This window comes from Qipengyuania sp. SM2512 (assembly GCF_054954005.1).
Genome location: NZ_CM143134.1, coordinates 192,222 through 217,733 on the forward strand (window position 1 = coordinate 192,222; position 25,512 = coordinate 217,733).

Annotated in this window: 23 protein-coding genes; 1 reads left to right on the forward strand and 22 read right to left on the reverse strand. The window is 67.4% G+C overall.

Annotated elements, in window-relative coordinates:
- Nucleotides 1–121: 121 nt before the first annotated feature.
- The 22 genes from ACQ5J0_RS01010 to ACQ5J0_RS01115 form a co-directional block, all read right to left on the reverse strand.
- Complete coding sequence (locus tag ACQ5J0_RS01010; protein ID WP_462570150.1) at nucleotides 122–571, reverse strand: type III secretion system chaperone family protein; 450 nt, start codon at nucleotides 569–571, stop codon at nucleotides 122–124.
- Nucleotides 572–750: 179 nt separating this feature from the next.
- Nucleotides 751–2,448, reverse strand: coding sequence for an SPOR domain-containing protein (locus ACQ5J0_RS01015; RefSeq protein ID WP_462568671.1), 1,698 nt, complete (start codon nucleotides 2,446–2,448; stop codon nucleotides 751–753).
- Nucleotides 2,449–2,585: 137 nt separating this feature from the next.
- A complete protein-coding gene (gene ftsZ / locus ACQ5J0_RS01020) occupies nucleotides 2,586–4,394 on the reverse strand; it encodes a cell division protein FtsZ (protein WP_462568672.1) in 1,809 nt (602 codons plus the stop codon).
- A gap of 133 nt (nucleotides 4,395–4,527) precedes the next feature.
- On the reverse strand, nucleotides 4,528–5,811 hold the full coding sequence (gene ftsA / locus ACQ5J0_RS01025; RefSeq protein ID WP_462568673.1) for a cell division protein FtsA: 1,284 nt from the start codon (nucleotides 5,809–5,811) through the stop codon (nucleotides 4,528–4,530).
- The gene (locus tag ACQ5J0_RS01030) at nucleotides 5,811–6,713 is read right to left on the reverse strand and encodes a cell division protein FtsQ/DivIB (RefSeq protein WP_462568674.1); all 903 of its coding nucleotides are present in this window, start codon (nucleotides 6,711–6,713) and stop codon (nucleotides 5,811–5,813) included. Before ACQ5J0_RS01030 ends, ftsA begins: the two co-directional genes overlap by 1 nt.
- The gene (locus tag ACQ5J0_RS01035; RefSeq protein ID WP_462568675.1) at nucleotides 6,706–7,698 is read right to left on the reverse strand and encodes a D-alanine--D-alanine ligase; all 993 of its coding nucleotides are present in this window, start codon (nucleotides 7,696–7,698) and stop codon (nucleotides 6,706–6,708) included. The genes ACQ5J0_RS01030 and ACQ5J0_RS01035 overlap by 8 nt, the downstream gene beginning before the upstream one ends.
- A gap of 127 nt (nucleotides 7,699–7,825) precedes the next feature.
- The gene (murB, locus tag ACQ5J0_RS01040) at nucleotides 7,826–8,704 is read right to left on the reverse strand and encodes a UDP-N-acetylmuramate dehydrogenase (RefSeq protein WP_462570151.1); all 879 of its coding nucleotides are present in this window, start codon (nucleotides 8,702–8,704) and stop codon (nucleotides 7,826–7,828) included.
- 86 nt (nucleotides 8,705–8,790) lie between these two features.
- Nucleotides 8,791–10,203 (reverse strand): UDP-N-acetylmuramate--L-alanine ligase, encoded by a 1,413-nt coding sequence (murC, locus tag ACQ5J0_RS01045; RefSeq protein ID WP_462568676.1) that lies wholly within the window; start codon nucleotides 10,201–10,203, stop codon nucleotides 8,791–8,793.
- Nucleotides 10,200–11,396, reverse strand: a complete 1,197-nt coding sequence (gene murG / locus ACQ5J0_RS01050) for an undecaprenyldiphospho-muramoylpentapeptide beta-N-acetylglucosaminyltransferase (RefSeq protein ID WP_462568677.1) — start codon at nucleotides 11,394–11,396, stop codon at nucleotides 10,200–10,202. The genes murC and murG overlap by 4 nt, the downstream gene beginning before the upstream one ends.
- Entirely contained in the window at nucleotides 11,393–12,658 is a 1,266-nt protein-coding gene (locus tag ACQ5J0_RS01055; RefSeq protein ID WP_462568678.1) for an FtsW/RodA/SpoVE family cell cycle protein, read from the reverse strand. Before ACQ5J0_RS01055 ends, murG begins: the two co-directional genes overlap by 4 nt.
- Nucleotides 12,655–13,986, reverse strand: coding sequence for a UDP-N-acetylmuramoyl-L-alanine--D-glutamate ligase (gene murD, locus ACQ5J0_RS01060; protein WP_462568680.1), 1,332 nt, complete (start codon nucleotides 13,984–13,986; stop codon nucleotides 12,655–12,657). The genes ACQ5J0_RS01055 and murD overlap by 4 nt, the downstream gene beginning before the upstream one ends.
- 112 nt (nucleotides 13,987–14,098) lie before the next feature.
- Nucleotides 14,099–15,169, reverse strand: a complete 1,071-nt coding sequence (gene mraY, locus ACQ5J0_RS01065; RefSeq protein WP_462568681.1) for a phospho-N-acetylmuramoyl-pentapeptide-transferase — start codon at nucleotides 15,167–15,169, stop codon at nucleotides 14,099–14,101.
- The gene (locus ACQ5J0_RS01070) at nucleotides 15,170–16,639 is read right to left on the reverse strand and encodes a UDP-N-acetylmuramoyl-tripeptide--D-alanyl-D-alanine ligase (RefSeq protein WP_462568682.1); all 1,470 of its coding nucleotides are present in this window, start codon (nucleotides 16,637–16,639) and stop codon (nucleotides 15,170–15,172) included. It abuts the gene before it with no gap.
- On the reverse strand, nucleotides 16,636–18,153 hold the full coding sequence (locus ACQ5J0_RS01075) for a UDP-N-acetylmuramoyl-L-alanyl-D-glutamate--2,6-diaminopimelate ligase (protein WP_462568683.1): 1,518 nt from the start codon (nucleotides 18,151–18,153) through the stop codon (nucleotides 16,636–16,638). Before ACQ5J0_RS01075 ends, ACQ5J0_RS01070 begins: the two co-directional genes overlap by 4 nt.
- The gene (locus ACQ5J0_RS01080) at nucleotides 18,150–19,883 is read right to left on the reverse strand and encodes a peptidoglycan D,D-transpeptidase FtsI family protein (protein ID WP_462568684.1); all 1,734 of its coding nucleotides are present in this window, start codon (nucleotides 19,881–19,883) and stop codon (nucleotides 18,150–18,152) included. Before ACQ5J0_RS01080 ends, ACQ5J0_RS01075 begins: the two co-directional genes overlap by 4 nt.
- Nucleotides 19,880–20,443, reverse strand: a complete 564-nt coding sequence (locus ACQ5J0_RS01085; protein WP_462568685.1) for a hypothetical protein — start codon at nucleotides 20,441–20,443, stop codon at nucleotides 19,880–19,882. The genes ACQ5J0_RS01080 and ACQ5J0_RS01085 overlap by 4 nt, the downstream gene beginning before the upstream one ends.
- Entirely contained in the window at nucleotides 20,443–21,375 is a 933-nt protein-coding gene (rsmH, locus tag ACQ5J0_RS01090; RefSeq protein WP_462568686.1) for a 16S rRNA (cytosine(1402)-N(4))-methyltransferase RsmH, read from the reverse strand. Before rsmH ends, ACQ5J0_RS01085 begins: the two co-directional genes overlap by 1 nt.
- Nucleotides 21,372–21,899 carry a division/cell wall cluster transcriptional repressor MraZ gene (locus ACQ5J0_RS01095; protein ID WP_462568687.1) on the reverse strand — a complete coding sequence of 176 codons (528 nt, stop codon included), beginning with the start codon at nucleotides 21,897–21,899 and terminating at the stop codon, nucleotides 21,372–21,374. Before ACQ5J0_RS01095 ends, rsmH begins: the two co-directional genes overlap by 4 nt.
- 320 nt (nucleotides 21,900–22,219) lie before the next feature.
- Nucleotides 22,220–22,957: a Gldg family protein gene (locus tag ACQ5J0_RS01100; RefSeq protein WP_462568688.1), complete on the reverse strand. Its 738-nt coding sequence runs from the start codon at nucleotides 22,955–22,957 to the stop codon at nucleotides 22,220–22,222.
- A 1-nt stretch (nucleotide 22,958) separates the two neighbouring features.
- Complete coding sequence (locus tag ACQ5J0_RS01105; RefSeq protein ID WP_462568689.1) at nucleotides 22,959–23,327, reverse strand: hypothetical protein; 369 nt, start codon at nucleotides 23,325–23,327, stop codon at nucleotides 22,959–22,961.
- A gap of 31 nt (nucleotides 23,328–23,358) precedes the next feature.
- Nucleotides 23,359–24,384, reverse strand: coding sequence for a cysteine synthase A (locus ACQ5J0_RS01110; RefSeq protein ID WP_462568690.1), 1,026 nt, complete (start codon nucleotides 24,382–24,384; stop codon nucleotides 23,359–23,361).
- A gap of 41 nt (nucleotides 24,385–24,425) precedes the next feature.
- Nucleotides 24,426–24,743 (reverse strand): 2Fe-2S iron-sulfur cluster-binding protein, encoded by a 318-nt coding sequence (locus tag ACQ5J0_RS01115; protein ID WP_462568691.1) that lies wholly within the window; start codon nucleotides 24,741–24,743, stop codon nucleotides 24,426–24,428.
- A 92-nt stretch (nucleotides 24,744–24,835) separates the two neighbouring features.
- Between ACQ5J0_RS01115 and ACQ5J0_RS01120 the strand changes: the two genes are divergently transcribed.
- Complete coding sequence (locus tag ACQ5J0_RS01120) at nucleotides 24,836–25,453, forward strand: DNA-3-methyladenine glycosylase family protein (protein ID WP_462568692.1); 618 nt, start codon at nucleotides 24,836–24,838, stop codon at nucleotides 25,451–25,453.
- Nucleotides 25,454–25,512: the final 59 nt, after the last annotated feature.

The following is a 25,512-nucleotide window of genomic DNA, read 5'->3' on the forward strand; positions in this document are numbered from 1 at the left end:
TGTGCGGACATCTGCGCACGACGCGCCCCGCTCCATGGTGACAATATCGGCTTTGTGGTGGTGATTTTCAAGGAAAACCGGTGGTGCAACGCGCCGGAGAAGAATAACTTTCCAAAGCCGGTCAGGCTTCTCCGGCAGCATCCACCATCGCAGCTTCCAGCGCGTCGCGGGGGCTCTTGCCGCCCCACAGCACGAACTGGAACGCCGGATAGAAGCGATCGCATTCGTCGACCGCGATCTCGATCAGCGCCTGCGCCTGCGCGAGACTGAGCATGCCGTTATCGGCCAGCAGCGTCCCGTTGCGATAGAGCAGCACCCCGCCGTTGGACCAGATGTCGAAATGGCCGAGCCAGAGCTGCTCGTTGACCAGCGTGGCCAGTTCGTTGGCCGCCGCACGATGCTCCTTCGCGACGCGGACATCGGGCAGGCACAGCACCTGCAGGACATTGTCTTCCGCGCGCCAGATCCCCTTCACCTGATAGGTCGCCCAGCTGCCCTGGATTTCACCGCTCAGCTCGTCGCGAGTCGCCTCACATGGCCAGCCGCGTGCCTCGAACAGCGCGGTAAGCATCTCGATCGGCGCAGAATCTTCGTCGCCCTCATAGCTTTCGACCGCTCTCACAATTTGCGTCCCATCCAGATCATGGATGGTAACTGCCGGAAGGCTACGATGCTTGGCAATCGGGCGAGACATCGGTGCTGGGGAGAACCGCTCTGGCTTGTGCAAACGCTGTGCACAAGCCGCCCCCTTCAGTCGAGCGTCTCGATCTCCTGCCCGCGGGGGCTCTGAAAGGTGAAGGAATCGATCTCCAGTTCCTTGAGCTTGGCCACCACCGAGCGTGCCTCTGCGGCGCTGGGGTAAGGCCCGGCGAGCAGCCGATTGGCCTCGACCCAGGGGGTGACGAAAGGCCCCTTGCCATCGAGTAGAGTCTGGGCGTTGCGCGAGATGCGCCGCCAGTCGAATTTGAGCGCATCGCGGTCGCGACCGGTCGCAACCTGCACCCAGTGGCGCGAGGGATGCTCGACGACGGGCGGAGCGGCGCGCTCGGGCGCGGATGGCGGAGCCGCCCGTTCCCGCGGCGGCTGGATGGCGGTGACATCGACCGCTCCGAGGACGGCTCTGGGGGGCGCCGCCGGGATCGCCTCGAACTCCGCAAAGACATCCTCGAGACTCCCGCTCGGTAGCGGACCGGCATCGGCTGCGAGAACGGGTGCTGGCTCTGCCGTCCCGGCAGTGGACTGGGCCAGGTCGAAAGCTTCGATGCGCTCCTCGGGCTCGATGGCTGGCCCCTGGAGAGGCGTAGCCGCTGCGGTCATCGGTGCCGCCTCGGTCGGTAAGGCGATCGCCAGCTGCGCCGGAGCCGGCACCGGCGTGGGGTTCCGAACGGGTCCTGCGCCTTCGACCGGCTCCGGCGCGGGCGCTGGAGCGGGTGTCGGCGCGGGAGCAGCTGTGGCCGGCGGAGCCGCGCGGGTCTGCTGCGATCTGGCCCGTGCGCGCGATATCGGATCGAGTCCCGCCAGCGCCTGACGCTCGCTGCGTTCGGCCTCGCGACGTTCCGTGCGGTCCGACTGGCTGGGCGAAACCGCCGGAGTAACGGCTGCCTGCGCTGGACGGCTCGAGCCCATCGCCGGGCCGCTGGGCGTCAGCGAGGCGTCGGCCTGCCGCGAAATCGCGCTTCCCTGGTCAGCATAGCCAGCGATGGCGGGCATATCGCGCCCGATGTCGCTGGCGCGGGGGAAGGTGCCGAGATTGGCAGCAGCGGCCTGCTGTGCCTTGGTCAGGCGCGCCATGTACCGAAGATAGGGCGTCATCCGCAGCGCCAGATCGGCCGGCATCAGCGCCTCGGCGATCGAGATCGCCTCGCGCTCGTCGCCCAGGATCGCGAGACCGAAGGCGCGGGTGCGAAACCCGGCGCGATCCTCATCCTGCAATTGCGGCAACAAAACTCGCTCGAACTCCGCCCTCTTCCCCGCGATCGCGAGGCTCAGCGCCAGCCGCCTGCTGGTGGCGGGATCGTCGTTGCGCGCCAGGGCCAGCCGATAGAGTTCCTGCGCCCTCAAATTGTCGCCGACGAGATCGAAAGCAAGCCCCCGATCCGCGGCCATCTCCACCAGGGGATAGCCCGCGGCCTCCGCTTCGGCGAAGAAGCGCAACGCCTCGATGGCACGGCCCTCGGCAAGGAAGACCCTGCCCAGGCCCCCCTTCATGCGCGCATTTCCGGGCGAGATATCCTGCGCCCTTACGAAAAATCCCATCGCCGCATCGCTGTCGCCGAGCGCGACCGAGGCTTCCCCCGCTTCGAGCAGGGCATCGAGGTCGGATGGGCTCCGAGATAGGCGCCGCAGCGCTTCGTTGAGATCCTCAGCCTCGGGCGGAGGCAACGGCTGGACGATCGCGTTCTGCGCTGCAACCGCCTGCGGCAGTCCGGCGAGCACGAGCCCGCTCAAGGAGAGGCTCAGGGAAAGTCGAGCAAGCGATTGCAAGAAATGCGCTCCGTCACTGCCGCGTCCGGCGCGGTGCCATGATGCCCTGTTGAGCCCCGACCGATCCGGATCGAGACTGACTGACGCCCCCCCAGCGAGCCTTACTGGTTGTTCTGGCGACCGAGGAACCGCGGAATGTTGAGTGCCGAACCGCCGTCGTCGTCCTCGTCGTCCTCTTCCTGAACGCGCGGGCTGGAGCCTCGTGAGAGGTTGGCCATACGCTCGAACAGGGTGCTGCCGGAGGCGGCGCCACCGGCGGCAGGAGCGCCGCTGCGGGGCGCCGGCGTTGGAGCCGCATCGGCATCGCCCGAGCCGGGCATGCGCCGCCGCGTGGGCTTGGAAGCCAGCGGACTGTCGGCCGGTTCCATCTGATCGGCATCGAGTTCGAGTTCGTCCTGCGAGCCGCCGCTCGCGAAGCCACCCGAGCGTTCGCCCGCGGGGCGGCGGTCGTCGCGGCTGGTCGGCGCAGAGGAGGCTTGCGCTCTGTTTTCGACCGACTGCTGCGGGATGGAATTGTCGAATTCGACATCGTCGAAATCGTCGAATTCATCGTCGCGATCGTTGCGCAGACCGGCCAGCGGATCGACGATGTCGTCGACATCCTCGACATCATCCTCGTCCGCATCGGGATAGGAGACGCCGAAGCTCATGCCGCCGCCAGCGTTCTTGGCGCCTGCAGTGCCACCGTCGCTGGTATTTCCAGGGCCGGCATATTCGGCTTCGGTCAGCTCCATCGGCTCGTCGTCGCCGTAATCGGGTTCGCTGGAGGCTCTGGCGGCGCTGTCGTCGTAGGAGCCGGCCTCGGTCGAGAGTCCTTCGCTGAGTTCGAAGGGTTCGCTCTCCTCGGCGCGGCGCGGCAGGTCGAGCGCGGGGCGCTGCGGAGCGCGCGATTCGCCCATCGAGAAGGGACGGTTTTCCGAACGCGAGGGCGCCGAAGTCTGCGCGTGCTGATCGATCCCGGTGGCGACCACCGAGACGCGGATCTTGCCATCGAGATCGGGATTGAAAGCCGAGCCCCAGATGATGTTGGCATCCTCGTCGACCAGCTCGCGGATGTGGTTCGCCGCCTCGTCGACTTCGAGCAGCTTCATGTCCTCGCCGCCGATGATCGAGATGATGACGCCCTTGGCCCCGGCCATCGAGACGCCGTCGAGCAGCGGGTTGGCGATGGCGCGTTCGGCGGCTTCGAGCGCGCGGTTCTCGCCCTCGCCCTCGCCGGTGCCCATCATCGCCTTGCCCATCTCGCTCATCACCGAACGCACGTCGGCGAAGTCGAGATTGATCAGGCCCGGCATGACCATGAGATCGGTGATCGAGCGGACGCCCTGCTGGAGCACCTCGTCTGCGAGTTCGAAGGCCTGCTTGAAGGTGGTATCGGCCTTGGCGACCAGGAACAGGTTCTGGTTGGGAATGACGATCAGCGTATCGACGTGCTTCTGCAGCTCCTCGATCCCCGCTTCGGCGGCGCGCATCCGGCGCGTGCCTTCGAACAGGAACGGCTTGGTCACCACGCCGATGGTGAGCACGCCCTTCTTGCGCGCCGCTTCGGCGATGACCGGCGCGGCGCCGGTCCCGGTGCCTCCGCCCATGCCCGCGGCGATGAAGCACATGTTCACGCCTTCGAGCGCGTGCTCGATTTCCTCGACGGTTTCCTCGGCCGCGGCCTTGCCCACTTCGGGGCGCGCGCCGGCACCGAGACCGCCGGTGATGTCCGGGCCGAGCTGGATGCGCTTTTCCGCCGAAGCGGTGCTGAGCGCCTGCGCATCGGTGTTGGCGACGATGAAGTCGACGCCCTCGATCTGGGCCTGCATCATGTTGGCGATCGCATTGCCGCCCGCCCCGCCGACTCCGACCACGGTGATCCGCGGCCGCAGATCGTCGGAAGATGCGGGTCCGATATTGATGCTCATCGAGGTTGGCTCCGGGGAAATCAGATATTTGATAATGGTTCGTTACAGTTTGGCACAGTTTGATTCGACCATGCAAAGCTTTAATCGGCTTTTCCACAAGGCACGTGCGGTGTGGATGGCCGTAACGGCAGGCTCAGAAATACTCGCGGACCGCCTGAAACACGCGATTGACCAGACCCATCCCGCGATAGCGCTTGGTCGGCTGATAGCTCGGGCCCACCGACCGAATGTCGACCGGGTCGTCGGCGGCGTAGAGGCACAGCCCCGCCAGCGTCGCGAAACCGGGGGTGGCATGCGCTTCTGGGAGGCCCTGCAGCCGCGGCGGCTTGCCGATCCGCACCGGCCGGCCCAGCGCCGCCTGCATGAACTCGGCGATGCCGTGCAGTTCGGCGCCGCCGCCGGTCAACACCACCTGCCCGCTGCGCGCGCCGGTAAAGCCCATTGATTTGAGCGCCTTGTGGATCTCGCCGGTGAGGCTGGAGAGCCGCTCGGTCACCACCGCGACCAGTTCGGCGCGCGGGATGCGGTTGTGCTCGTCGGCGCCACGCGCGAGGCGTCCGTCGGGTCCATCGTCGCCGGGCGCATTGACCGGGACCATCTCGCGGTGGTCGGTCGGGCTGCTCATCGCCGAACCCGAGACGCATTTGAGCCGCTCGGCCTGACCGCGCCGGATCCCGAAGCTGGACGCGAGCGCATCGGTGATGTCGTTCGAGCCGAGCGGGATCGAGCACAGCCCCAGCAACATCCCGGCGGCGTGGACCGAGACATTGGTGACCTCGGCGCCGATCTCGATCAGCGCCACCCCCAGATCGCGTTCTTCGGGGCTGAGGCAGGCATAGGCGCTGGCGAGCGGGCTCGCCACCACCGCCTCGACCTCGAGATGCGCCATCTGCACCGCCTCGATAAGATTTTTGACCGGCGCACCCTCGGCCAGCGTGACGTGGATATCGACCCCGAGCGCCTCGGCGTGGAGGCCCTGCGGGTTGGCGATGCCATGCGCGCCGTCGAGCGTGTAATGCGCCGGCTGGGCGTGGAGGACCATCCGGCCATCGGGCTGGATGTGATCGCGCGCGGCGTAGAGCAGGTGCTCGATATCGTCGTCTTCGATCCGCCGTCCGCCGATGGCGATCTCGACGCTGGCGATGCGGCTGTAGAGCCCCGCCCCGGCGCAGCCGATCCAGACGCTGGAGACATTGGTGCCCGCGTTCTGCTCGGCCTTCTCGACCGCCTGGCGTATCGAGTGGCTGGCGGCGCGCATTTCGGTGACGTAGCCGCGCTTCACGCCTTCGCTCTTGCGGTGGCTGGAGCCCAGCACCACCATCGCGCCGTTCTCGTCTTCCCCCATGATCATGGCGGAGACGCGGAAGGAACCGATGTTGACCGCGGCAAAGGCACGGATGATGCGCGGACCCGCCATCACTCCTCGACCTTGACCAGCTGCCCGAGATTGCACGGGCCGTCGCTGCAGCGGAAATAGGCCTGGTCGGCCACGCGCATGTCGATTGCGGTCGCTCTCCCGCCGAGCAGGCGATGGCGGCCATCGAGCGTGGCGAAGCGCACCAGCGCCGCAGGGGCCTTCTCCTCGGGCAGCGCCAGCACCTGCCCGGTCTTGAAGGTCAGGTTCCAGCGGCGGTTGCCGACCCATTCGGCCTCCGCCACCTTCGATTTGAGCGCCGGTGCGGCGTCGAGCAGATCGTCGAGCGCCGCGACCTGCATCTGCGCCCCCGGCCCGCCGATCAACAGCTTGTCCTTCGCGTTCGCCTCCGAGATCGGTTCGAGCTCGTGCCCCTGCGCATCGACCAGCATCAGCCGGCCCGGCTTCTTGAGCACCGCATGTTCCTCGCGCTCGACGATGTCGACGATCAGCGTGTCGGGCAGCTGGCGCGAGACGCGTGCGTCCTGCACCCAGGACAGGTCGAGCAGCCGGGCGCGGACCGCCTGCAGATCGACCAGCGGCATCGGCCGGTCACGTTCGGCGAGCGCGCGTTCGTAGACCTTGAGTTCGTTCATCCGCTCGACGCCGGTGACCTTGACCTTGCGCACCTCGAACCCGGCATCCGAGGCGGCGACCGCCATCCGCGCCTGCGCCATCTGCGGGACGCCGGCGAGGCTCGCGACCAGCCATGCCGCTGCCAGCGCCGCGGAGATGATCAGGAACAGGAATATCTTATGCAGTTGCTCGTCGGTGAAGGGCAGCAGCGCCATCACGCGGTCGAACAGCGTGACGGTGTGTTTGCGCGCCGCGCGGGTCTTCTGCTGGCGGTTGCGGGTGGCGGCCGAACGCCGCACCCCGGTGGCCGAGCGGGTGACCTTAGCCATCGCGGGCCGCCTTGCTCGCCTGGTCCCGGGCCTGTTTGTCCGAATGCTTACGCAGCGCCGCACCGATGATCATCTCGACCAGCTCGCCATATTCGATTCCCGCATGGCGCGCCTGTTCGGGCACCAGGCTGAGCGGGGTCATGCCGGGCTGGGTGTTGGTTTCGAGCACGAACAGCCCGTCCTCGCCCAGATCATCGTCCCAGCGAAAATCGGTCCGGCTGGTGCCTTCGCAGCCCAGCAGGAGATGCGCCTTCGAGGCGTATTCGCGGCACAGTTCGGCGACCCGCTCGGGGATCTGCGCCGGGCAGACGTGCTCGGTCATGCCGTCGGTGTATTTGGCGGCGAAATCGTAGAAACCCGACTTGGGCACCAGTTCGGTGACCATCAGCGCGCGCGGACCTTCGGGCGTGTCGATCACCGCGGTCGTCAGCTCGCGCCCCCGGATGAAGGGTTCGGCGAGCAGACGGTCGAACTGCTGCCACGGCCCCGCAGCCGATGGATCGATCGGATTGCCGTAATTGGCCTCGTCGGTGACGATCGCCACGCCGACCGAAGAGCCCTCGTTGACCGGCTTGAGCACATAGGGGCGCGGCAGCGGGTCCTGGCGGTGGATTTCCTCGGTGCTGACGATCCGCCCGCCGGGGAAGGGTATTCCCTGGCTGCCGAGCACCAGCTTGGTCAGCTGCTTGTCGATCGCGACTACCGAGGTGGCGAGCCCGGAATGGGTGTAGGGCACCCCCATCAGGTCGAGCATGCCCTGCACCGTGCCATCCTCGCCGGGCACACCGTGAAGCGCATTGAAGACGACATCGGGCGCGGCCGCGCTAATGCGTGCGGCGACATCGCGGTCCATGTCGATGCGGGTGACGCGGTGGCCGCCCTGTTCGAGCGATTTGGCGACGCCCTCGCCCGACATCAGCGAGACTTCGCGTTCGTTGGCCCAGCCGCCCATCAGCACGGCGACGTGGAGTTTGCGAAGAGTCATGGTGCTGCGCTCGCGTTGAAATTTAGGCTGTTCTTGCCTGACCCGTTCGTGTCGAGCGAAGTCGAGACACCCGTGCGCCGCCTTTCGACTTCGCTCGAGGCGAACGGGGATTGGCTAATGGTGATAGTCATGGCCGGCCTACCCGCTGGATTTCCCATTCGAGTTCGACTCCGCTGTGCTCGTAAACGCGGCGCTTCACTTCCTCGCCCAGCCCTTCGATATCGGCGCTGGTCGCGGTGCCGGTGTTGATCAGGAAATTGGTGTGCTTTTCGCTCACCTGCGCGCCGCCCATCGTCAGCCCGCGGCAGCCCGCGGCATCGACCAGCTCCCAGGCCTTGTGACCCGGAGGATTTTTGAAGGTCGAGCCGCCGGTCTTGGAGCGGATCGGCTGCGATTGCTCGCGCGCCTGCGCGATCCGGTCCATCTCGGCGCCGATCGCCTCGGGATCGCCCGCTTCGCCCTGGAAGCGCGCGCCGGTCACCACCGTGCCCAGTGGCAGCACCGAATGGCGGTAGGAATATTGCAGGTCCGCTACCGGCAGAGTGTGGCTGCGGCCATCGGGCATCACCACATCGCAATCGATCAGCACATCGGCGACCTCGCGGCCATAGGCGCCGCCGTTCATCCGCACGAAGCCGCCGACGGTGCCGGGAATGCCGCGCAAGAATTCGAGCCCCGCCACGCCTGCGTCGCGCGCGGTGCTGGCGACGAGGATGCCATGCGCGCCCGCGCCGCAGGCGAGCACGTAATCGTCCTTCACCTCGACCTTCGCGAACGGCTTGCCCAGCTTGACCACCACGCCGGGGACGCCGCCATCGCGGATGATCAGGTTGGAGCCCAGCCCCAGCGCCATCACCGGCAGGCTGCCCTCGAGCCGTTCGAGGAAGATGCGCAGCTCGTCGGCGTCCTCGGGCTCGAACAGCCAGTCCGCCTTCCCGCCGGCCTTGAACCAGACCAGCTTCCCCAGCGGCGCATCGGGCGTCAGCTTTCCGCGCAATCCCTGCATCGAGATCGGTGCATCGACGCCGCTCTCGGTCTCGCCGCCCGGCGCCGAGCCGCTGTCGGAATTCCACACATCGTCGGCCTGGTCGCTCATCGCGCGTCTCGCGCGGCGGCGATGGCGTCGGCGAGCCCGGCCGCCCAGCGGGTGATGTCGCCCGCGCCGAGGCATACCACGATATCGCCGGCACCGACATGGCCCGCCAGCAATTGCGCCAGCGCGTCCTCGTCGGCGATCGTTGCCGCCGAACGATGGCCGCGCGATTTGAGGCCTGCGACCAGAGATTCCGCGGAAACGCCTTCGATCGGCTCCTCGCCCGCCTCGTAGACTGGGGCGACCAGCACCTCGTCGGCCTCGTTGAAGCAGCTCTGGAAATCGTCCATCAGATCGTTGAGGCGGGTGTAGCGATGCGGCTGCATCACCGCGATCACGCGCCCCGTCGCGGCCTCGCGCGCCGCGCTGAGCACCGCGCGGATCTCGACCGGGTGGTGCGCGTAATCGTCGATGATCACCGCTCCGGCAACCTCGCCAACCTTGGTGAAGCGCCGCCGGACGCCGCCGAAATTGGCGAAGCCGGCGCAGATCACCGCGTCCGAACAGCCCATCTCGATCGCCACCGCGATCGCGGCGAGCGCGTTCTGGACGTTGTGTCGCCCGGGCATCGGAAGGCGCACCCCCTCGATCCGGCGATCCTCCTCACCGCGCTGGCGGACGATCACGTCGAAGCAATTGCCGCCCGCGTCGGGACGCACGTTGACGCCGCAGATGTCGGCCTGGAGCGAGAAGCCGTAGGTGATCACGCGGCGGTCGCGCACCTTGCCGATCACCGCCTGCACCTCGGGATGGTCGATGCACAGGATCGCGGCGCCGTAGAAGGGCACATTGTGGATGAATTCGACGAAGGCGTCCTTGACCCCGTCGAAGTCGCCATAATGATCGAGATGTTCGGGGTCGATATTGGTGACCACCGCGATGGTCCCGTCGAGCCGCAGGAAGCTGCCGTCGCTCTCGTCGGCCTCGACCACCATCCAGTCGCTGTCGCCTAGCCGCGCGTTGGAGCCGTATTGCTCGATGATCCCGCCGTTGATCACCGTGGGATCGACCCCGCCGCTGTCGAGCAGCGCGGCGATCATGCTGGTGGTGGTGGTCTTGCCGTGGGTGCCCGCCACCGCGATGGTGGATTTGAGCCGCATCAGCTCGGCGAGCATCTCCGCGCGGCGGACCACCGGGATGCGGTTCTCAAGCGCGTATTCGACCTCCGGATTGGTCCGCTTGACCGCGGTGGAGGTAACGACGACCGAGACCCCCTCGACGTTCTCTGGCGCATGACCGATCGCCACGGTCATCCCGCGGCGGCGCAGCCGTTCGATGGTGGGGCTTTCCTTGAGATCGGAGCCCTGCACCTTGTAGCCGAGGTTATCCATCACCTCGGCGATGCCCGACATGCCGATGCCGCCGATGCCGATGAAATGGATCGTGCCGATCTCGGTGGGGACGCCCTTCATTCGCCATGCTCCCGCGCCGCACCCTGCCCGGCGGGAACGCCCTGCGAAGCGCCGCGGGCGTTGTTGGCGCCCACGCGGATGACATCCATCATGTCGGCCCCGCCGAAACCCTCGACCAGATCGGCGAGATCCTTGACCGCATCGGGCCGCCCGCAATTCCAGGCGGCATGCGCAGCCTTGGCGAGACCCTCGGGATTGTCGGCCAGCGCCATGATCTGCTTGGCCAGTTCCTTGGCGGCGAAACGCTCCTGCCGGATCATCCGCGCGCCGCCGGCCTTGGTCATCTCGCGGGTGTTGGCGGCCTGGTGGTCGTCGGTCGCGATCGGCAGCGGCACCAGGATCGCGGGACGCCCGACCGCGGTGAGTTCGGCGATGGTCGAAGCTCCGGCGCGGCCGATGAACAGATGTGCGTCGCCCAGCCGACTCGCCATATCCTCGAAATAGGTGCCCAGCTCGGCTGGTATGTCATGCGTGCGATAGCGCTCGCGCACCGTGTCGAGATCCTCGGCGCGGCATTGCTGGGTGACCTGCAGCCGCTGGCGGACCGCAGGGGGAAGCATGGCAAGACCATCGGGCACGACTTCGGACAGGACCCGCGCGCCCTGGCTGCCGCCGGTGACCAGCACGCGCAGCAGGCCCTCCTCGCCCAGCGGCGGGAATTCCTCGTCGCGCAGGCTGAGCACCTGCGCGCGCACCGGATTGCCGACCAGCGCGACCTTGGCGCGATGCTTGGGCTTCAACCGCTCGATCTCGGGATAGGCGGTCGCGATCGCCTGGACCCGGCCAGCGAGCAGCCGGTTGACTCGCCCGAGCACCGCGTTCTGCTCGTGCAGCACGCTGGGAATGCCCGCAGAAGACGAGGCGAGCAGCGCCGGCAGCGAGGGATAGCCGCCGAAGCCGACCACCGCGCTGGGCGCGAAGCTGTCGTAGAGCCGCAGCGCCATCTTGCGACCCTGGAGCACCGCGCGCAGGCCGGCGAACCATTTCAAGGGGTTCTTGCCGAAGCGCCCGGCGGGCAGGACATGGCTGGTGAGGAAATCGGGCCGCCCGGGGATCTGTTCGCCGCGCGCATCGGTGATCAGCGCGACATGATGGCCGCGGCGTTCGAGTTCACTGGCGAGCGCGAAGGCGGGGAGCAGATGCCCCCCGGTCCCGCCCGCGGCGAGGACGAAATGGCGGTTGGAGCCGGTCATGGATGAATCTCGCGTCGGATGCTGTCGACGGGTTTGGGTTCGCGCCGTTCGGCCAGGCCCAGCACATCGGCCAGCCCCCGCGTCTTGCGCTTGAGGAAGGGATTGCGCCGGGTGATGGCGAGCAGCAGCCCGACGGTCAGGCAAATGGCGATCGTGGAGGAGCCGCCATAGCTCACCAGCGGCAGCGTCATCCCCTTGGACGGGAACAGCTGGAGATTGACCAGCATGTTGATGAAGGCCTGGCCGCCGAGCAGCGTGACGAGGCCCGAGCCCGCCAGCAGGGCGAACAGATCGTCTTCGTCGACAAGCTTCATCAGAACACGGGCCACGATGGCGAGATAGGTGATTGCGACCAGCCCGCAAACGATCAGTCCGAATTCTTCCCCGATCACGGAGAAGATGTAGTCGGTATGCGCCTCGGGCAGGTTCATCTTGCGGATACCGAGGCCATAACCGCTGCCCGTCCAGCCGCCTGCCAGCAGCGTGCGTTCGGCCAGATCGACCTGGTCGTAGGCGGTGCCGCCCCCGAAGAAGGAGTCGATCCGGTGACGCGCATTGTCATAGAGGAAATAGGTCGCGGTGAGCGCCGCGATCCCGATCCCCGCCAGCGCGCCCATCCGCTGCACCGGAACCCCCGCGAGCAGGACCATCACAAACCAGACGCCGACGAACAGCATGGTGTCGCCCAGATTGGGCTGCAGCATCATCAGCAAGGCAATGACGCCCAAGCCGATGAACGTCAGCGCCATCACCGGGAGGTTGGGATCGCGCATTCGCCACGACAGGACCCAGGCCGTGGCGATGACGAAGCCGGGCTTGAGGAATTCGCTGGGCTGGAAGCGCATCCCGAACTCCAGCCAGCGGCGCGCCCCATTCACCTCGGCGCCGATCAGCGGAACGAGGAACAGCGCGCCGAGCATGAAAGCTGCGAGCACCAGACCGAAGCGGCGGGCGCTGCCGCGATCGAACATCGATACGCCCAGCAGCACCGCGATCCCGAGCAATTGCCAGATCAGATGGCGATAGAAGAAATAGAGCGGATCGAGCGTTGCGGCGGTGGTCGAAAGCCGGTCGGCGGTCGCTGGCGAAGCGGCAGCCACCGCCACCGCGCCGAAGGCCATCAGCGCCAGCACGAGGCCGAGCAGCACCCGGTCGATCTCGCGCCACCAGATCTTGAGTTCCGACCAGCGCGAGAGCTTCTGCTGCGCCAGCCGCGGCGCACGCCGGCCAGCGCCGGGAACGAAGGGCTGCTGGTGGTTCATGCCGCAAGCTCCCGAACCGCGGCGCGGAAGGCTTCGCCGCGCGCCTCGAAATCGGCGAACTGGTCGAAGCTGGCGCAGGCCGGGCTGAGCAGGACGGTGTCGCCTGGCTGGGCGGCGGCAGCGGCATCGCAGACCGCGCGCCCGAGCGTCTCGCTGCAGATGACGGGCACGCGGGGCTCGAGCAGAGCGGCGAATTGCGGCCCGGCGCTGCCGATGGTGTAGGCGGCCTTCACATGACCGAGCCGCGCCTCGCATTCGCCGAGGCCGGCCTCCTTGGCGAGCCCGCCGACGATCCAGTGGATGTTGTCGAAAGCGGCGAGCGCGGGCGCGGTGGCGGCGGTGTTGGTGCCCTTGCTGTCGTTGACATAAGCGACGCCGGAGACTTCCGCGATACGCTCCATGCGGTGTGGGAGCCCGGGGTAGGTTTCCAGACCTTTGCGAATTTGGTCTGCGCTCAAATCGAGGACAAAACCTACTGAGATCGCAGCTTCGGCGTTTGCCAAATTATGCGGGCCTTGAAGCGCCTTCCATCGGGCCTGCTCGGAAATGCCAATGGCGTTCGGTACACCTTGCCATTGATGAAAAACGTCATCGAACACTTCGAGGAGCTTTCCGCCCGCTCTCTCGCCGACTCTCTGGCCATGCCACCAGTCTTGCGCCCGACAGACTGCGCAACCTTGTTCGGATTGCATCTCGAACAGCCGCGCCTTGCTCGCCGCATAGGCGTCGAAGCTCTCATAACGGTCGAGATGGTCCGGCGTCACGTTGAGCAGCACCGCCACGTCGCAGTCGAGGCTGAAGGTCAGGTCGATCTGGTAACTCGACAGCTCCAGCACATAGACCCCGACGCCATTGTCATTGGGGGCAAGCGGAGCCTGCTCGAGGATCGGCAGGCCGATATTGCCGCCCATGCTGGTCGGCACGCCGGCGGTTTTGAGGATATGGTGAACCAGCGCGGTGGTGGTGCTCTTGCCATTGGTGCCGGTGATCCCGACCACCTTGTGCGGCGGCAGATGCGCGCGCGCCTGCGCGAAGAGTTCGATGTCCCCGATCACCTGGACCCCGAATTTCGCCGCATAGCCCGCGATGGGATGCGTGTTGAGCGGCACGCCGGGGCTGACGACCACGCCTGCATAGCCGGTCAAATCCGCCTCAAGCGGATCGGCCAGCACGGCGCGCCCCGCAAAGGGTTCGCGCGCTTCGGGGCGGGTGTCCCAGGCGAGTACATCGGCGCCGCCCGCCAGCAGCGCCTCTACCGTAGCCTTGCCCGAGCGGGCGAGGCCGAGGACGGCATATTTCCTGGCTGACCAATCGGGACTGACGATCACGATCGATCCCCCGCGCAGGCGCAGGTCTCAGGCAGCCGGGACCAGCGCGTGCCGACCGGGATTCCCGCCTGCGCGGGGATGCGGAGGGTAGAATGATGGCCAATCATTCTACTCATCGCAGCTTCAGCGTGGCCAGCCCCAGGATGGCGAGCACGATCGCCACGATCCAGAAGCGGATCACGACCTTGCTCTCGCTCCAGCCCAATTGTTCGAAATGGTGGTGGATCGGTGCCATCCGGAACACCCGCTTCCCGGTGCGCTTGAACCACACCACCTGGATGATGACCGACAGCGCCTCGAACACGAACAGCCCGCCGACCACGCCGAGGACGATCTCGTGATGCGTCGCGACCGCGATCGCGCCGAGCGCACCGCCCAGTGCCAAGCTGCCGGTATCACCCATGAAGACCGCCGCGGGGGGAGCGTTGAACCACAGAAAGGCGAGCCCCGCCCCGATGATGGCAGCGCAGAAGATCGCCAGCTCGCCCGCGCCAGCGACGTGCGGAATGCCGAGATATTCGGAATAGTCCACCCGGCCGACCAGATAGGCGATCAGCGCAAAAGTGCCGGCGGCGATGATCACCGGCATGGTCGCCAGCCCGTCGAGCCCGTCGGTGAGGTTCACCGCATTCCCCGCCCCGACGATCACGAAAGCGGCGAAGACGTAGTAGAAATAGCCCAGCTCGACGCCGAGATTGTTGAAGAAGGGGATGTAGAGGAAGGTGTTGATCTGGCCGACCACGATCCAGCTGGCGATCCCGGCGACCAGGAATTCCAGCAGCAGCCGCGTCTTGCCGGAGACGCCCTTGTGGCTCGATTTGGAGACCTTGTCGTAATCGTCGAGAAAACCGATCAGTCCGAAACCCGCGGTGACCGCGAGGCAGGCCCAAATGAAGGGGTTGGAAAGGTCCATCCACAGCATCAGCGAGAGGAACAGCGAGACGAGAATCATCAGCCCGCCCATGGTCGGCGTGCCGCGCTTGGCGAGATGGGTCTGCGGACCGTCCTCGCGGATCGGCTGCCCCTTGCCCTGGCGCACGCGGAGCATGGCGATGAAGCGCGGACCGATCACCAGACCGATCAGCAGCGCGGTCAGCAGGGTCGCGCCCGCACGCGCCGTCTGGTAGCGTACGAGGTTGAAAATTCCTTCGAATTCAAACCATTGGGCCAGCAGATAGAGCATTCAGCCTTCCCGGCGCGTGAGGTGTTCCACGAGTTTGCCGAGTCCGATCGAGTTGGACCCTTTGACGAGGATCGCATCGCCGGCGACGATTGCGAAGTCCTCCAGCGCCCCGATCGCGTCTGCAGCGCTGTCGCAATGGGTGAAACTGCCTGCAAAGCCAAGCGGAAGCGCGGCACCTTTCCCCAATTCGCGCGCCAGCGGGCTCATCTCGTCACCCACCAGGATGGCATGATCGACCCCGGCGGCGATCAGCGGTTCGGCGAGCTGGGCGTGGAAGGCGGGTCCGAAATCCCCCAATTCCTTCATCGCTCCCAGCACGGCGATCCGGCGGCCGGCGGGGGTGGCACCCAATTGCGCCAGCGTCGCGCGCATGCTCGCGGGGTTGGCGTTGTAGCTTTCGTCGATCAGCAGCGCCTTGCCGCCTGGCGCCGCGACCTGGTGGCGTGCACCGCGACCCTTTAGTCCGCCCATCTCGGCGAGCGCCAGTCCGGCGGCGGCCATGTCGGCCCCGCAGGCGAGCACCGCGGCCATCACCGCGAGCGCGTTGGCTATCCAGTGTTCGCCGGGCTCCGCGACGGTGAAGCACATCCGCCCTTCGGGATATTCGCAGGTGACCAGCGAGCCGCCGTTGGCGCTGGGGATCGCATCGAGCAACCGCATGGTTGCATGCCGCGCGCGGCCGAACGAAACGATCCGCGCCCCGGCGTTCTCGGCATGTGAGCGCAACCGGTCGAAATGCACGCTGTCGGCGGGGATGACCGCGACGCCACCCGGCTCGAGCCCGGCGAAGATCTCCGCCTTGGCGTCGGCGATCGCCTCCTCGCTGCCGAGGTTCTCGATATGCGCGGGCGCGATCGTGGTGATCACAGCGACATGCGGGCGGACGTGGTCCGTAAGAGTGGCGATTTCACCGGCGTGGTTCATCCCCATCTCGAACACGCCGAACCGGCTGCGCGCGGGCATGCGTGCGAGGCTGAGCGGCACGCCGACATGGTTGTTGTAGCTGCGGATAGAACGATGCGCCTGCCCGCGGCTCGAACGTTCGAGCGCGGCGAAGATCGCTTCTTTGACTCCGGTCTTGCCGACCGAGCCGGTTACCCCGACGATTGTCGTCTCGCCGCGATTGCGCGCAGCGGCGGCCAGAGCGTGGAGGGCGGCGGTCGTGTCCTCCACCAGAATATGCGGATAGGCCACCGGGCGGTCGACCAGTGCTGCGCTCGCGCCATTTGCGAAGGCCGCGTCGAGAAAGCGGTGGCCGTCCATGGCCTCGCCCTTGAGCGCGACGAAGAGATCGCCGTTGCGGACATCGCGCGAATCGGTCTCGACGCCGGAGACCTGGAACTCGCCGCTCGCCGCGCCGCCGGTCGCCTCGGCGATCGCGGCGGCGTCCCACAGCGCCAGCGGCAGCTGGTCGGAGGGAAAAATCGGCCAGGCCTTCATGGCCGGATGGCGGATCAGCGCTGCGCTCATGTATCGTTACCCCAATTGCCGTCGTTCGCCGCCGCCGCGCATTCGCGGGCCACTTCGACATCGTCGAAGGGCAGCACTCTCTCGTTCTCGCCTGATCCGACGATCTGGCCGCGTTCGTGTCCCTTGCCCGCGATCAGGACGATGTCGTCGCGCCGCGCCATGGCCAATGCCTCGGCGATGGCGGCGCGGCGTCCGGCGACCTCGTGCGCGTTGGCGCCGGTTCCCGCCATGACCTGCCGGCGGATTTCCCCGGCTTCCTCGCCGCGCGGATTGTCGTCGGTCACGATCACCACATCCGAAGCCCGCGAAGCGACTTCGCCCATCGGCCCGCGCTTGCCATAGTCGCGATCCCCGCCCGCGCCGAACACGGTAATCAGACGCCCCTTCACATGCGGGCGCAGCGCCACGATCGCCGCTTCGATGGCGTCGGGGGTGTGCGCATAATCGACATAGACCGGCGCGCCCTGCGGCGTGATGACCGCGCGCTCGAGCCGACCGCGCACCGGCTGGAGCCGCGCCACCGCGTCCCAGACCAGCGCCGGGTCGATCCCGCTCGCCAACGCCAGCCCCGCGGCGGTGAGAGCGTTGGCGACCTGATAGGCCCCGATCAGCGGCAGGGTGATGCTGCGGGTGGTTCCGCCGTGCTCGATGGTGAGCGACTGGCCGAGCTGGCTGGCGCTGCGGTCGAGAAGCCGGATATCGGCGCCCGCCTCGCCTACGGTCATGAGCGCGAGCCCGCGCCGCTGCGCATGGCCGATCGCGCGCTGCGTCCATTCGCTCTCGCCCGAACCGACCCAGACCACGGCACGCGCATCGTCGCTGGCGACTTCGTCGAACAAGCGCATCTTGGCGGCGAAATAATCGTCCATGTCGGCATGGTAATCGAGATGGTCGCGGCTGAAATTGGTGAACGCCACCGCCTCGACTGGCACGCCCTCGTTGCGGAACTGCGAGAGCCCGTGGCTCGAGGCTTCGTAGGCGACATGGGTCACGCCCTCGCGCGCCAGCCCGCTCATATTGCTCAGGAAGGTGACGATGTCGGGGGTGGTCAGCCCGGTCGAGACGCTCTCGTCGGGCGTGGTGACGCCCAGCGTGCCGATGCTGGCGCCGCGCTCGCCAGCCATCCGCCAGATCTGCCGCGTCATCTCGACTGTGGAGGTCTTGCCGTTGGTCCCGGTGACCGCGACGATATGCGGCGGCACCGGGGTGAAGAAGCGCGCCGCCAGCTGCGCGAAGGCCCGCCGGGGCTCGGCGCTGGCGATATGCTGCGCCCCCGCCACCATCGCCTCGGGCCGCGCAACCACCGCCACCGCACCTGCCTTGACCGCGTCGGCGATGAAATCCTCGCCATTGACCCGCGCGCCCTCGAAGGCGCCGAAGACGGTGCCCGGCGCAACCCTGCGGTGATCGATCGCGAAGCCGGTGACGGTCGCGTCTTCTGCCGCCACGACGTCGCGGGTGGCGTCATGACCGCAATCGAGCCCGGCGGCTGCGCAGAGTCTGCCCAGCTTCACCGGTCAGACGTCGGGATCAGCGGGCGGAGATCGGAAATATCGACATCGCGCGTTTCATCGGGGAGCACGCCAAGCATCGGGCCGATGCGCGGCACCAGCCGGCCGACGATCGGCGCGGCGTTCCAAGCGGCGGTGCGCTGGAAGCTGCTCGCCACGGTGCCGCGCGGTTCGTCGAGCATGGTGACCACCACGAAGCGTGGCTTGTCCATCGGAAAGGCCGCCGCGAAGGTCGAGATCAGCGAGGTGCGCTGATAGCCGCCCGCGCCGGGCTTCTCGGCCGAGCCCGTCTTGCCCCCGACGCGAAAGCCCGGCGCATCGGCGTTGCGCCCCGTCCCGAAGATCGAGATCATCCGCATCAGCTGGCGCATCCGGGCGCTGGTGCTGGCCTTGAACACCCGGCGCCCCTGCGGCACGTCGCCCGCGCCCAGCTTGTGCAGCGTGGCCGGGCGCATGATTCCGCCGTTGACCATCGCCGCATAGGCGGAAGCGAGATGCAGCGGGGTCACCGCTATGCCGTGCCCGAAACCGACGTTCATATTGCGCAGGCGCGGCCAGTTGTCGCCCGGCCAGATCGGAAAACCCTTGGCAGGAAGTTCGATAGGGGGCCGCGCGTTCATCCCGAGATCGATCATGGCCTGACGCATCCGCTTCGGCCCGAGCTCGTCGGCGATCCGCGCGCTGACGGTGTTCGACGAATGGATCAGCGTTTCGGGGACGTTGAGCGTCGACCCGAGGAAATGGCTGTCCCGGATCGTGTAGCGGCCCATCTTCACGGGCGAAGCATCCCACCGCGCGGCAAAATCGCGGACGACGCCTGCGTCGATGGCGGCCGCCACGGTCAGCGGCTTGAAGGTCGAGCCCAGCTCGTAGACCTGGTTGGTCACCCGGTTGAACATGCGATCCTGACCAACCGCGTCGATCTTGTTGGGATCGAATTCGGGCAGGCTGGCCAGCGCCATCACCTCGCCGCTGTCCACGTCGAGCACGATGCCGGCCGCGCCTTTGGCATCGACCAGCTTCATGCCGCGGCGCAATTCGTCCTCGAGGGCGCCCTGGACGCGCACATCGATGCTCAGCGCCATCGGCGCGCCGCGGCGCGACGGGTCGAGGAGGCGTTCGTCGAGCACCTGCTCCATCCCCACGCGGCCATGGCCGTCGGCGGCGACATAGCCGAGGATATGCGCCGCCATCGAGCCTTGCGGATAGTGGCGATCGGTTTCCTGCGGCATTTCGAGCGCCAGTTCGCCCAATTCCTGCACCCGGTTGGCCTCTTCGGGGAGCACCCGGCGGCGCAGATAGCCCGGCTTGCCCGAGGCGAGCGCCCGGGTCACCCGCGCCAGATCGAGCTCGGGAAAGATCGCCTTGAGATCCTGCGCCACTTCTGTCGCCGGGCGGACCAGCGGCGAGCCGTCCTCGCCCAGCGCATCGGGGTTGAACCACAGCGCGTAGGCGGGGAAGGCGCGCGCCAGCGGCACGCCGTTGCGGTCGACGATTTCGCCGCGATCGGGGAGCAGCGCGTCCTCGAGAGAGGTCGCGGCCACTGCGCGGTCCGACATCCCGAGAAAGCCGATCCGCATCACCGCCAGCAATGCGACGAAGGCGAAGGCCAAGACGATCCACAGCACCCGCAGCTTGGCTACCGCGAGCGAATGCTGGCGGATGGAAACCAGCTGGATACGGGCGGAGGGAACGGCGGTACCGATCGGCGGGAAACCGGTCATCGCGTTCATTGGCCGTCGTCCGGCAGGCCGGAGCGCACGGTGGAGGATCGAGCGAGCCGCTGCCCGAGGGTCGCGCTCGTGTCGGACAGGTCCGCCGCAAGCGCGGTTCCCCCCTCGCCGGCCCTATCGTCGGCGGGTTGGCTATCAAGCTCGGCTGCCGCGACGGGCGAGACCCAGTCGGCGAACAGCCCCTCGTCCTCGACCACCGGTTCGCTGCGCGCGACGCGGATCGGGTCGGGAGCGTTGAGGCCGCGCGGCAGGCCGAGACCGGCAAGCTGGCGTTCGCTTTCGAGGAAGTGGCGCGCGCTCGGCGCGACATAGCCGAATTCGACCGCGTTCCAGGCGGCGAGCTGGCGCTGGCTGGATCGGGTCTGGAACTCGGTTTCGAGCATGAGCGCCTCGCGCTCCATGGCGATGATCTGCCGCTCGGTGAGCCGCACTTCGCTTTTGACCGCGTTGACCTTGAAAGTCAGCGCGAGGAAAATCGCGACGCACAGGCCGAGCACCAGCGCCCAGCCGATCTGGCGGATGCGGCTGCCGGGGCGGACCTGGGTGGGGCGGGTGGCCATCAGGCTGCTTCCCTCGCGGGAGTGGCGGTGCGGACCGCAGAGCGCAGCACCGAGGAGCGCGAACGAGGATTGCGCGCGATCTCGGCCTCGGAGGGGCGGATCGCCTTGCTCACGCGGGTGAAGACCGGCTCGGGCGCATCGAGCTGGGGCAGATGGCGCGACCCGGCTTCGGCCTGCGAGGCATCGCGCAGGAAGCGTTTGACGATGCGGTCCTCGAGGCTGTGGAAGCACACCACCGCGAGCCTGCCGCCCTCGCCAAGCAGCCGTTCGGCAGCCGCTAGGCCGTCGGTCAGTTCGTCGAGCTCGCCGTTCACATGGATGCGGATCGCCTGGAAGCTGCGGGTGGCGGGATCCTTGGGTGCACCGGGGCGATGACCCAGCGCCTTGCGGACGACGCGGGCGAGCTCACCGGTGGTTTCGAGCGGGCGGGCAGCGACGATCGCGCGGGCGACGCGGCGCGACTGGCGCTCCTCGCCATAGTGGTAGAGCACATCGGCAATCGCGGCTTCTTCGGCATTGTTGACGAAATCGGCGGCGCTGTCGCCCGCCTGGCTCATCCGCATGTCGAGCGGACCGTCGGTCGAAAAGGCGAAACCGCGCCCGGGCTGGTCGAGCTGCATCGACGACACGCCGATATCCATCACCACGCCATCGACCCGGGCAACGCCCGCCGCGCTGAGCGCATCGACCATTTCGGAAAAGCGCCGCGGGTGGAGCGTCAGCCGCCCGGCGAATTGGGCTTCCATCGCCGCGCCGGCAGCGATGGCGTCGGGATCGCGGTCGAAGGCGTGGACCTGCGCCCCGCGATCGAGGATCGCACGCGTATAGCCGCCCGCGCCGAAAGTGGCGTCGACGATGACATCACCCTCGCCCGGGTTCAGTGCTTCGATCACCTCGTCGAGCAGAACGGGAATGTGCGGGGCAGCGCTCACTTGGTGCGCCCCTTGGCCTGGGCTTCGTCGACCAGCGCCTTGCACGCCGCCTTGGCCGCGGCCCAGGCGTCGTCCATCCGCAGCAGCTCCTCGGGGTTCCACAGCGTGAAGAAGCGTCCGCCGCCCTGGAAGAACAGGCCTTCCCCGACATTGCCGAGATCGCGGAGATATTCGGGCATCACGAAGCGGCCGCTGTCGTCGAAGGGCAGCTCGACGAAACCGTTGAGCTGGCTCGAGCGCACTTCGCGGTCGAATTCGCGGTTGAGCCTGAGCGCCATCTCTTCCTCGCGGTCGAGCTGCTGTTCGAGCTCGAGCTTGCGCGAGAGGCCGAAGCCGACGAGGCAGTTCCAGCGATCGTGCTTGGCGAGACAGAGGACGCGGGCCTCGCTGCTTTCCTTGACGGCTTTGCGGAACAGCGGCGGCAGGACGTAGCGACCCTTGTCGCCAGCCGGCGTAAACGCCTGTCCGCTGTAACCCCCGAAAAGCACCTGTTCCGTCCCCAATTGGCCTGCCTGCGCGAGCATCTCCTCCCCGGACAGACCTTCTCCGCTCCGCCCCGCGCAATGGCAGGCGGCTTGCATCGCAGGCGCGATACGCAGCACGGCATGATCTGTCCGATGGGTTTGCGGTTTACAGCGGGAGTGAGCGGGATGAAAGGGAAAATTACGGGATTACTGGGGATGAAGCGGTAAGGCACTGTTTTATCGTGGTTATGTCACACCCAGGCACGCGGAAATCCTTAACAGAAATTGAAAGAAGCGGCTGTTTTGGCTCGACTCGCACGTCGGCGAAGGGCGCAGCACCCGCCGCGTCCCCGATAATCCCCATTTTGTCCCAGTGAGGCTCAGCGAAGGAGCGATTGGTCCAACAGGCCATCGAGCATGGCCTGACGGCGCGGCAGGTCGGAATCCTCTTCCCCATTCAGCAGCGCGGCATCGGCGAGCAGCACGACCTGCCCCTCCCCGATCCGGCAGCGCGCCGCGATACCGATTGCGGAGATCGCGCACTCGCCCGGAGCCTCGCTTGTCCCGGGCACGAAAGCCCCCGCCAGATCGACGGGTATTGCCATCCCGAAGGCCTCTTCGATCCGCTCGCCTTGCGGTTGCGCGGTGTCGAAGGTCAGCTCCAGCCCCCAGCGCGCCAGGATCGGCGAGAGCAGCACGACATCCTGCGGGCGCCGCGGATCGCCGATCGCGAATTGCGAATGGCTCGTCAGCATCGGGTCGGCGAACAGCAGCAACTGGCCGCCGGCTCGCACCCAGTCGTCGAGCGCGACGTTCTCGGCAGGCGACAGCGCCCGCGGCTGCGCCAGCAGCAGATGGTCGAGCGGCGCAAGCGCCTCGGCGCTCAGCACATCGAGCGGGACCAGGTCGAAGCGGGTCTCGAGAGCCTGCCGCACCCAGCCGGGCTTGCCCTCGGCCTTCAGTATGGTCGCGAAATCGGGGCTTTCCTGCCAGTAGATCGGCAGCGTGCTCGAGAGCCCGAGCGGGATCCTTTGCACCTCGGCCGCCCCGCCGCCCGGATCGGGAGAAGCGCCGCAGGCGCTGCAGGCCAGCAGCGCGCCCGCCAGTAGCAGCCGCATGCTAGCGCCCGTTCGCCGGAGCGGGGGTGCCCTGCTCGGGCATGACCGGCGCGGTCGCCGCCGAGCCCGTGGGTGCCGGAGTGGGCGTCGCGGGAAGATCGGGGACGACGCCCGCTTCGACCAGCGGGTCGGCGCTCTTGGTCCGGGGTTCGGGGATGTTGGTCGAGGCGGCCTCGGGGACCGCATTGCGCTCGACCTCGTCGGCCTGGTTCTGGATCACGCTCGCCAGCCCGACCAGCATCAGCACGCCGAGCACGCCGCCGATACCCACCTGAAGCCGGTTCATCGCCTGCTGGCGCGTTCCTCCAAGTGGGATGGGGGGAAGATCGTCCGAAGGCGCCCTCGCCTTGCTGTCGAAGAAGCGGGCCATGCCCTTAGGTAGGACGGGCAGGGCCACCGGGTCAATCCTGCGCAGTTCCGGCGGTCAGCCAGGGGAATACCGGCAGGCCCTTCGCCTTCAGCCATTCGGGGTCGTAGAGCGAAGACAGATAGCGGAAACCGGTGTCGCACAGGATCGTGACTACCCGCGGCGCAGCGCGCCCCTGCGCGCGCAATTGCTTGCCGAGCGCGACCGCTCCGGCGACGTTGATCCCGCTCGACAGGCCGAGGCACAGCCCTTCCTCGCGCAGCAGCCGGGCGACCCATTCGAGCCCTTCCTCGTCCGAAATGCGGAACTGGGTGTCGATCGGCGCGCCTTCCAGATTGCCGGTGATGCGCCCCTGCCCGACCCCCTCAGCGACCGAGGAACCCTCGCTCTTGAGCTCGCCGTTTGCATAGTAATTGTACAGCGCTGCGCCATGCGGATCGGTCAGTGCGATAACGACGTCTTCGTCGAATTCCTTGAGACCCATGCCGACCCCGGCGATCGTCCCGCCGGTCCCCGCGGCGCAGGTGAATCCGTCCACCCGGCCTTCCAGCTGCTCCCAGATTTCCTTCGCGGTGCCTTCGATATGCGCCTTGCGGTTGGCGGTGTTGTCGAACTGGTTGGCCCAGACCGCGTTCTCGGTCTCTTCGGCCAGCCGGCGGCTGGTGTGGACGAAGTGGTTGCAGTCGGAATATTTCGTCGGCGGCACGGTGACCAGCTCGGCGCCGAGCGCGCGCAGCGTGTCCATCTTCTCGCGCGACTGGTTGTCGGGCATGACGATGATCGTGCGATAGCCCAGCGCATTGCACACCAGCGCCATCCCGATCCCGGTGTTGCCCGCGGTACCCTCGACCACGCAGCCGCCGGGCTTGAGCTCCCCGCGCGCCTCGGCATCGCGGACAATGTACAGCGCCGCGCGATCCTTCACGCTGGCGCCCGGATTGGCGAATTCGCATTTGCCGTAGATGTCGCAGCCCGCCGCCTCGCTGGGCCCGGCGAGCCGGACCAGAGGGGTGTTGCCGATAAGATCGAGCGGACTGGCGCGGGTGGGAATGGCGGTCATTCTCGCGAGCTAGGCGCGCGTCCGCCCAGCCGCAACCAAGATCAATCTTCAGGCGCGATAGTTACCTTCAGCCCGTCGAGTTCCGCCGTGAAGGGGATCTGGCAGCCCAGTCGCGAGGTCTCGTTGCGGTGCTCGGTGGATTCGAGCAGATCGTCCTCGTCCTCGCTCATCGCGGGCAGATGCTCGGCGAAGGCGGGATCGATATGGACGTGGCAGGTCGCGCAGGAGCAGCAGCCGCCGCACAGCGCGAGCAATTCGTCGAAGCCGTTGTCGCGGATTGCTTCCATCACGGTGAGGCCGTCCTCGACCTCGATCTCGGAGGTTTCGCCTTCGCGGGTGGTGACGATCAGCTTGGGCATGGGTCTCTTCGCTCCTGGCGCTGTGGCTTCGGTTCGGGGGCGCTGCTAGGGCTGGCGGCGCGGTTTGGCAAGGCAGGGCCGCGGGAGGATGTATGGGTCTCACGGCGGAACAATTGCACGACGCGCTCGGCGAACTGGCGCGGCGCGAACCCGCGGTCGCGGGCGCGCTCGAGCGCTGCGGCCATCCCGAACCGCGCATCCGCCCGACCGGCTACATGACCCTGCTGCGCACCATCGTCGGCCAGCAGGTCTCGGTCGCGTCAGCCGCGGCGGTGTGGCGCAAGCTGGAGTCCGAACTGGGCGAAGGTTTTGCCCCCGACGACTTGCTGGCGCGCGATTTCGACACGCTGCGCGCCTGCGGCCTTTCGCGCCAGAAGCAGGGCTATGCGCGCAGCCTGTGCGAACTGGTCGCGGCGGGCGAACTCGATCTCGACGATCTTCCGGAGGACGACGAGGAGGCAATCGCCGAACTCGTGCGGATCAAGGGGATCGGTCGCTGGTCGGCCGAAATCTACCTGCTGTTCGCCGAGGGGCGCCCCGATATCTGGCCCGCGGGCGATCTCGCGGTGCAGGTCGGGGTCGCCGGGTTGCTCGGGCTGAGCGAGCGTCCGAGCGAGAAGGCAGTGCGCGAGCTGGCCGAGCCCTGGCGTCCGCATCGCGGCGCGATGGCGATCTTCACCTGGCATGTTTACGACAATCCGGCGCTTTAATGGTGTCGCCTTGCACCAGTCTCGCGTTGTAATACGTTCGTCGAATTGAGATCATTCTC